This is a genomic window from Microbispora sp. H10949 (assembly GCF_014161435.1).
GTDB classification, from domain to species: Bacteria; Actinomycetota; Actinomycetes; order Streptosporangiales; family Streptosporangiaceae; genus Microbispora; species Microbispora triticiradicis.
In genome coordinates this window covers 25,248-32,015 of record NZ_JABBWZ010000023.1, presented here as the reverse complement: position 1 = coordinate 32,015, position 6,768 = coordinate 25,248, and the positions used below count along the sequence as shown (strand labels likewise).

7 protein-coding genes are annotated in these 6,768 nt (G+C 70.0%); 2 read left to right on the top strand and 5 right to left on the bottom strand.

Going from position 1 to position 6,768, the window contains the following annotated elements; all coding sequences use genetic code 11:
* The first annotated feature begins 7 nt into the window (after nucleotides 1-7).
* Complete coding sequence (locus HHX40_RS35140; protein ID WP_396788611.1) at nucleotides 8-517, top strand: S8 family serine peptidase; 510 nt, start codon at nucleotides 8-10, stop codon at nucleotides 515-517.
* A gap of 176 nt (nucleotides 518-693) precedes the next feature.
* Here the strand turns inward: HHX40_RS35140 and HHX40_RS35135 are convergent, their stop codons facing one another.
* Nucleotides 694-1,701 (bottom strand): PaaX family transcriptional regulator C-terminal domain-containing protein, encoded by a 1,008-nt coding sequence (locus HHX40_RS35135; RefSeq protein ID WP_182883995.1) that lies wholly within the window; start codon nucleotides 1,699-1,701, stop codon nucleotides 694-696.
* Nucleotides 1,702-1,774: 73 nt separating this feature from the next.
* Complete coding sequence (locus HHX40_RS35130) at nucleotides 1,775-2,428, bottom strand: TetR/AcrR family transcriptional regulator (RefSeq protein ID WP_259404186.1); 654 nt, start codon at nucleotides 2,426-2,428, stop codon at nucleotides 1,775-1,777.
* Nucleotides 2,429-2,586: 158 nt separating this feature from the next.
* Here HHX40_RS35130 and HHX40_RS35125 point away from each other — a divergent pair, with 158 nt between their 5' ends.
* Nucleotides 2,587-3,336, top strand: coding sequence for an SDR family oxidoreductase (locus tag HHX40_RS35125; protein ID WP_182883989.1), 750 nt, complete (start codon nucleotides 2,587-2,589; stop codon nucleotides 3,334-3,336).
* A gap of 203 nt (nucleotides 3,337-3,539) precedes the next feature.
* Here the strand turns inward: HHX40_RS35125 and HHX40_RS35120 are convergent, their stop codons facing one another.
* The 3 genes from HHX40_RS35120 to HHX40_RS35110 all read right to left on the bottom strand — a co-directional run bounded on the left by HHX40_RS35120 (nucleotide 3,540) and on the right by HHX40_RS35110 (nucleotide 6,565).
* The gene (locus HHX40_RS35120) at nucleotides 3,540-4,925 is read right to left on the bottom strand and encodes an alpha/beta hydrolase (protein ID WP_182883988.1); all 1,386 of its coding nucleotides are present in this window, start codon (nucleotides 4,923-4,925) and stop codon (nucleotides 3,540-3,542) included.
* Between the two features lie 386 nt (nucleotides 4,926-5,311).
* On the bottom strand, nucleotides 5,312-5,539 hold the full coding sequence (locus HHX40_RS35115) for a hypothetical protein (RefSeq protein WP_111699146.1): 228 nt from the start codon (nucleotides 5,537-5,539) through the stop codon (nucleotides 5,312-5,314).
* Nucleotides 5,540-5,626: 87 nt separating this feature from the next.
* On the bottom strand, nucleotides 5,627-6,565 hold the full coding sequence (locus HHX40_RS35110; RefSeq protein WP_182883987.1) for an acyl-ACP desaturase: 939 nt from the start codon (nucleotides 6,563-6,565) through the stop codon (nucleotides 5,627-5,629).
* Nucleotides 6,566-6,768 lie beyond the last annotated feature (203 nt).

Below are 6,768 nucleotides of genomic sequence, written 5' to 3'. Positions count from 1 at the left end.
ACGCTTCATCCTCTTTCCGCGCCACCGCGGCGTCCTCCAGGTCCAACGCTTCGGATGCCTGGATCACCGTACTCGTCACAGGTGTCTCCTTGATCAGGAGTTACACCGTTGTTCTTACAGTCCCGAACTCGACGGCGTCGTGACGGTCGCGTCCCTGCAGCGCGTGGGCACCACGCTGGACAGCGTCCGGTCGTCCTTCTCCAACTACGGTCTCGGCAAGATCGACGTCGCGGCTCCCGGCTCGTCGATCTACTCGACGACGTGGAACACCCGGACGGGGGCCGACGGCTACGGCACAAAGAGCGGTACGTCGATGGCGAGCCCGCACGTCGCCGGCGTGATGGCGCAGATGAAGTCGGCGCACCCGTCCTGGACGCCGGCCGAGATGCTCGGCGAGCTCAGGGCGCGGGCCGTGGCCAAGCCCTGCCCGCCGAACACCGCGGCCTGCACCGGCGCCGCCGACGACAACGGCTTCTTCGGCACCGGTGTCGTCGACGCCCTCGCGGTCGTCAAGTGAACTGACCCTCCTGTCACCTGAGTGACACCACCGTGCCGGGCCCGCATCGTCATGACGGTGCGGGCCCGGCACAACGAACAAGCCGCGCCCGGTTCGTCACGATGCCTGACCGGCCTGGTGCTCGGGTGGGATCCGCGGCGCCCGGCGACCCGGCGGGAAGCCGGCTCACCGCCGGGTTACGAGACGTGCCCCGGCGGCCGGGCAGCCGCCCGGGTGGGTGGAAGTCTCTTGCGGCCGTCCCCGGCGGCCGGGACCGAGACACCGTTCTCCGACGCCTGGAAGTGAGTGATCCAGGACGCGGCGTCCGGCCAGTACGGGGTCGCCACCTGGACGAGCCGCGCCTCGGCGAGCGAGCCGAGAGCGGAATGGATCTCCAGCATGAGGGCCCTGGCGGCCTGGCAGGGCCACGGTTTCGGCAGGAGGTGCTCAGGGAGGTTCGGGTCGATGTCCGGAAATTTCCGCCAGGAATCCATGACCGAGGTCCGGGCCACCAGCGCCCGGGCCGCGTCGACCTCCCCGTTGCGCACGGCCACCCGCAAATCGGAGTACCGCGCGATGAAACCCTCATAAGCAGCGGCGAGACCGGCCAGATCGTAGGCGGCGGCCGGACCGTGCGGGCCGACCTCCTCCTCGAACCGAGCGCGCGTCACCGACCAACGGCTACCTTCGACCCCGTCCAGAACGTCGTGGAGCGCTCGGGTCACCGGACCTGAATCGGATCCCGGCCGGATCCACACACTGTCGTACAGCCGCGCGAAACCCAGCGACCCCAAAGCCTTGCGCACCGCGTGCCGCGGGGCCTGGCCTTGGCCGGACTGGGGGACCGAGAAGGACACGGTCACCCACTCCCCGGTCCACTGCGGCCGGCGCGCGCCGAAGCTCAGGAAATGATCCATCCGGGACCGGTGCCTGGCGATCGCCGCAGGCGTGAGGTGATACACCGGCGGCCGCCCCGACCCCCGTACGGCGATCAGGCCACGCTTGGTCAGCCGGGACAACGCGGCCCGCGCGCTGGACTCGCTGATACCGAACTCCCCGAGTATCGCGACCACCGCCATCGACGGAAGATCGGCATCCGAGGAGTCGAGATACTCACCGAGCAGGGTCGTGAGCAGGTGCTGCGGAGTGGGGCCGGCCTGCGCCCGAGGGACTCCGACGTCATCCGGAGATACAACGACACTCACGCCCTCAGCTTGCCCCACCACAACGCCCTCGCCGAAGTGCCGGCGCCGAGTGACGGGGGATTCATCGATACCCTCACCCCGCCCCCTGCGGATTTCGTGGTACGGCTCGCAGTGCGATGTCCACGGTGGCGTGCAAGCCTGCCCGATCGGCGCCCGCCGCGGCGTGCACCGCGTTGCCCTCGCTGACGACCATGACATAGCGGGCGAGGGCCACCGGATCGGTCCCGGTCGGCAGATCGCCCTCGTCGACCGCGCGGGCCAGGCGCTCCGCCAGCGCCCGCTCCCCCGCGAGCCGGCTTGCGGCCAGGAACTGGGCGACGCTGCCGCCGTCGCTGCCGTCGGACAGACCGCCCTGGATGGACAGGCATCCCGGCGGGCGGTCGGTCCGGGTGAGGGCGTCGGCGTTGGCGCGCAGGAACCTGGCGATCACCTGGTAAGCCGTGGGCTCCGCGAGCGCTTCCCGCGCGTACGCCATGTCGGCCTCGGCGTAGCGCGCGACCGCCCGGCGGAACAGTTCCTCCTTGTTGCCGTAGGCGGCGTACAGGCTCGGCCGGTTGATGCCCATGGCCTCGGTGAGGTCGCTGAGCGAGGAGCCTTCGTAACCCCGGCGCCAGAACACCTCCACGGCGCGGTCGAGGGCCGCGTTCGCGTCGAAGCCTCGCGGACGGCCCCGCTCCCGGGTCTTCTCCGCCATCTTCTCGTCTCCCACCTCGGTGACGCCCCTCATCCTAACCGATCAGTACAGAAATATCTGGACACGTGCTAGGGTTCCCTATTGCGTACCGATCGATACAGAAATAGGAACGAACCCGGCTCACCCGGCCTGCCGCTTCCGCGGCGGCGCGGACTGGCCGCTCCGACGAAGTGAACGAAGGAGAAATCACCATGGGACAGCTCACCGGCAAGACCGCCCTCGTCACCGGCGCCACAGCGGGCATCGGCCTCGCCGCGGCCCGCCGCCTCGCCGCCGAGGGCGCCTACGTCTTCCTCTCCGGACGCCGGCAGGAGGCTCTCGACGCCGCTGTAGCCGAGATCGGCGAGAACGCCACCGGCGTAGCGGCCGAAGTGACCGACCTGGCCGACCTCGACCGCGTCGCCGCGTCGATCCGGGACCGCGGCGCCGGGCTGGACATCGTGTTCGCCAACGCCGGCGGCGGCGAGTTCGCCGCGCTCGGCGACATCACCTGGCAGCACTACGCCGACACCTTCAACACCAACGTCGGCGGCACCCTGTTCACCGTGCAGGCGGTGCTGCCCCTGCTCAACCGCGGCGCCTCGATCGTGGTGACCAGCTCCAACATCGACGTGAAGGGCGCGGCGGCGTTCAGCGTCTACGCCGCGAGCAAGGCGGCACTGCGCTCCTTCACCCGCAGCTGGGCGAGCGAGCTCGTGGACCGCGGCATCCGGGTCAACAGCATCGCGCCGGGGCCGATCGAGACCCCCGGCCTCAGCGGCCTCGCCCCGGACGCCGCGGGCTCCCAGCAGTTGCTCAAGAACCTCGCTGCGGGCGTGCCGATGAACCGGCTGGGCCGCCCGGAGGAGGTCGCCGACGCGGTCGTCTTCCTCGCCTCCGACGCCAGCACCTACATGACCGGCTCCGAGATCTACGTGGACGGCGGCGCCAGCCAGGTCTGAGCACGGACGACTACCGAAGGGACCATGCGCGGTGTGCCCGAACCGCTCGCGGCGAACCCGTACGACGCCTTCGGCGACCAGGTACGCCGCGACGCGCCAGGCGACGACCGACCAGAGCGTCCTGGCCCGCCTCCACCGCGAACGGGTGGACGCGGACCGGGATCACCTGGTCTCCGCCGGGCCTGCCGTCGTCCGCGAGCCGATCACCGGCCGACGACGAGGCGGCCGGGCCGGTAGCGGACGAAGGCGGCCCCGCCGAGGTTCAGCGACAGAGCGGAGCGCTGCAGCACGGCGGGTTCGGCGACGTCGCCCCAGCGGCCGGTCGTGACCCGCCTGTCGATCGCCCGCACACCCGCGACGATCTCCGCGGTGGTGAAGGCGCAGTGGCCCTGGCGCGCGACGTACGCCTGCCGGAGCAGCCGGTCGTCACCGGCCGCCCGGACCCGTTCGGCGAACGCCGTCTCCTGCTGCACCGGAACGAGCTGGTCGGCGATGGTGTGCAGGTTGAGCAGCGGCACCGCGAGGCTCTGACCGGCGGTGGAGGACGCCTCCAGCCTGCGCCGCGCCCCCGGATCGGCGTGCAGGTGGGCGCCGCGGGTCAAAGTGGCCAGGTCGGCGCGCAGGTCGAGGCCGGCCTTGCGATACAGCGCCCGCACCTGGCCGGCGTGCTCGGAGTCGCGCAGCAGCGCCGCGTAGTCGATCCCGGCGTTCCAGGACGTGTTGCCCCCGGCGGACTGCTCGATGGACCAGCGGCCGTTCTCGATGAACCCGAGCACCCCTTGGGAGAGCCAGGCGAACTGCTGGGCCTCCTGCCCCTCGGGGTCGCCGGTCGCCGGCGGGTCGTGGTCGGGCGCCCAGTCGCTCTGGTTGAGGTAGGCGGCGGCGAGCGCGATCCTGGCCCGTCCCTGCGGGGTGGCCTGCGCGGCGATCACGGCGTCGGTCAGCCGCTGCGCCGTCGCCGCGGCGTCCGCGGCGTCGGCGAAGCCGGTGAGCCGCACCTCCTGGCCGGGCATCAGCAGCGAGGCGATCGTGTACTCGGCGTCGTATTGGTAGTTGTCCAGGTCGACGCCTCCCGCGACGAGGCTGCACAGCCCGAGGGCCCCGTGGACGCGGCCGGCCCCGTCTCGGGCGATCTGGGCGTTGACCAGGCCGCCCATGGACAGCCCGACCGACAGGACGCGGGACGGCCGGCCGGCCGTACGGCCGAAGGCGTCCAGGGTGGCGAACTGGTCGCGTTCGGCGCTGTTCAGCGCCCACCACGAGCCCTGCGGATCGAAGGAGGAACCGGCGAGCGCGTAACCCTCCGAGAGAAGGGCCGTACGGGCCTCGTCGGAAGGCGCGTTCTGCGCGACGGCCGGACCATAGCCATGGCTGAACAGCAGGAGTGTGCCGTTCCAGTCCGCGGGCACGTCGGCGATCCAGGTGGCGCCGTCGGCGAGGGTGCCGGACAGGTGCGAGGGGGCGGCGGCCACAGCGGTGGCGCCGGTCCGAATGTTCGTCGCGGCCCCGGCGGTTCCGGTCAGGGTCGCCGCGGCGAGGGCGAGAGAGCCGGCGACGGCGGCGGGAATGCGGAGGAGGCGTCGAGGCACGAAAGCGCTCCCATATCGGAAGAGGAGGGTGTCCTGTGAACGCGGAACCCCCCGAAGCTATGGCAGCTTTTTTACCGCCGTCAAGAGCATGCCGAACGTTGGTCACTCGTCAAGAGCAGACCGGACGGGCGGCGATGCTGGGGCGCGTGCTGATCCGACAGGACGAACCTCTCCTGGGTCGCATCACCGAACGGGGCGGCCGACGCGGTCATGCGGAGGTACGTGGAGACTCACGTCCTCGGCTTGCCCCACGGCAACGTCCTCGCCGAACGACGGTTGGGCGGTGGACGTTGCCGTCGGGGTTGCCGTCTGCGACCTCGGATTCTTCGGCGAACCCGAATCCGCCGCTCCACACCCGGGGGCGTCTCCCCTGGGGTGCAGCGGTCTCAGAGTTTGTACAGCCGCTTGAACGGAGCGGTGATCCGTTCCTGCTGCGATCGGAAGTCGACGAACACGGCTACGCCGTCCTCTACACCGATGACCACACCCAGGCCGTACCGATCGTGGGTCACCTGGTCGTTCACGCTGAACCGCTCGAGAGGCGCGGCGGGGGGCGGGGGTTTGAAGGGACTTGTGGACAGGTGACGGCGATGCTCGCCGCTGGCTGGCTTCATCCTCTCCAGTATGTGCCGCCAGAGAGACCGCTCGCTACGTATTGCCCTGGTTGCCTGCGCCCTGTTTCAGGCTTCGGCCGCCCCGTTTCAGGCTTCGGCCCTCGCCCGCCGGGCCTCCCGCCGCTCCTCGAAGCGGGCAGCGGCCGCGTCGAGCTGAGCCAGGAAAGCCGACAGCTCCTCGCGAGCCCGCTCCCCTTCGGCGTCGAGCCCTTCGATGTCGAATGCCTTCCAGTGCCGCAGCACCGGGAGCAGGACCTCGTCAGAGTGCTGTCGCAGGTCGTAGATGCCCGCCATGGCGATCGTCACCGACTTGCGGGGGAAACCCTCCATGCCCTGGCCCGGCATCTGGAACGACGTCACGACATCGGTGACGGCTCGCATGGTCTGCGAAGGGGCCAGCTCGAACGCGGCGGCGAGCAGGTTCCGGTAGAAGATCATGTGAAGGTTCTCGTCAGCGGCGACTCTCGAGAGCAGCCTCTCGCATACCCCGTCCCCCGACACCCTCCCGGTATTCCGGTGGGCGATGCGGGTAGCCAGCTCCTGGAACGAGACGTACGCCAACTGCCGGAGCATGCCCTCGTACTCGGTGGCGAAGCCGTTCTGCATGTGGCTCATCCTGGCCCGCTCCAGAGCGACCGGATCGACGGCCCGGGTGACGGTGAGGTAGTCACGAATGGCGATCCCGTGCCGCCCCTCCTCCGCCGTCCACCGGTGCACCCATGTGCCCCAGGCGCCGTCCCTGCCGAAGGTGGTGGCGATCTCGTGGTGGTAGCTCGGAAGGTTGTCCTCGGTCAGAAGGTTGACCACGAGCGAGACACGGGCGGCCTCGGAGATCGAGGAGTCCTCCGGCGACCAGGCTTCGCCCTCCAGGACACCATCGAACGTCCGGCCCTCACTCCACGGGATGTACTCGTGCGGGAACCACTCCTTGGCCACCGCGAGATGCCGATCCAGCTCCCGCCCCACCACGGGTTCGAGCTCCAGGAGAAGCTCCGTCTGTGTAAGCGGACGAGACGTGATCGACATGGACAACCCCCGGACGTGCAGACCTACGACTACGTAACCTAGCTGGCCTGAGTACGCTACCCAGGCCGACGCGTCCCCGAGCCGGATCTTCGAGCTCGACTTCTCCAGTCTTGACGATGTGGTGGATGAGGCATTCAGGTTCAGAGACACGGTTGATGCTGCCCAATGCTCGGATCGCTGTCCGGGCTCCAGTGGTGGAGGCC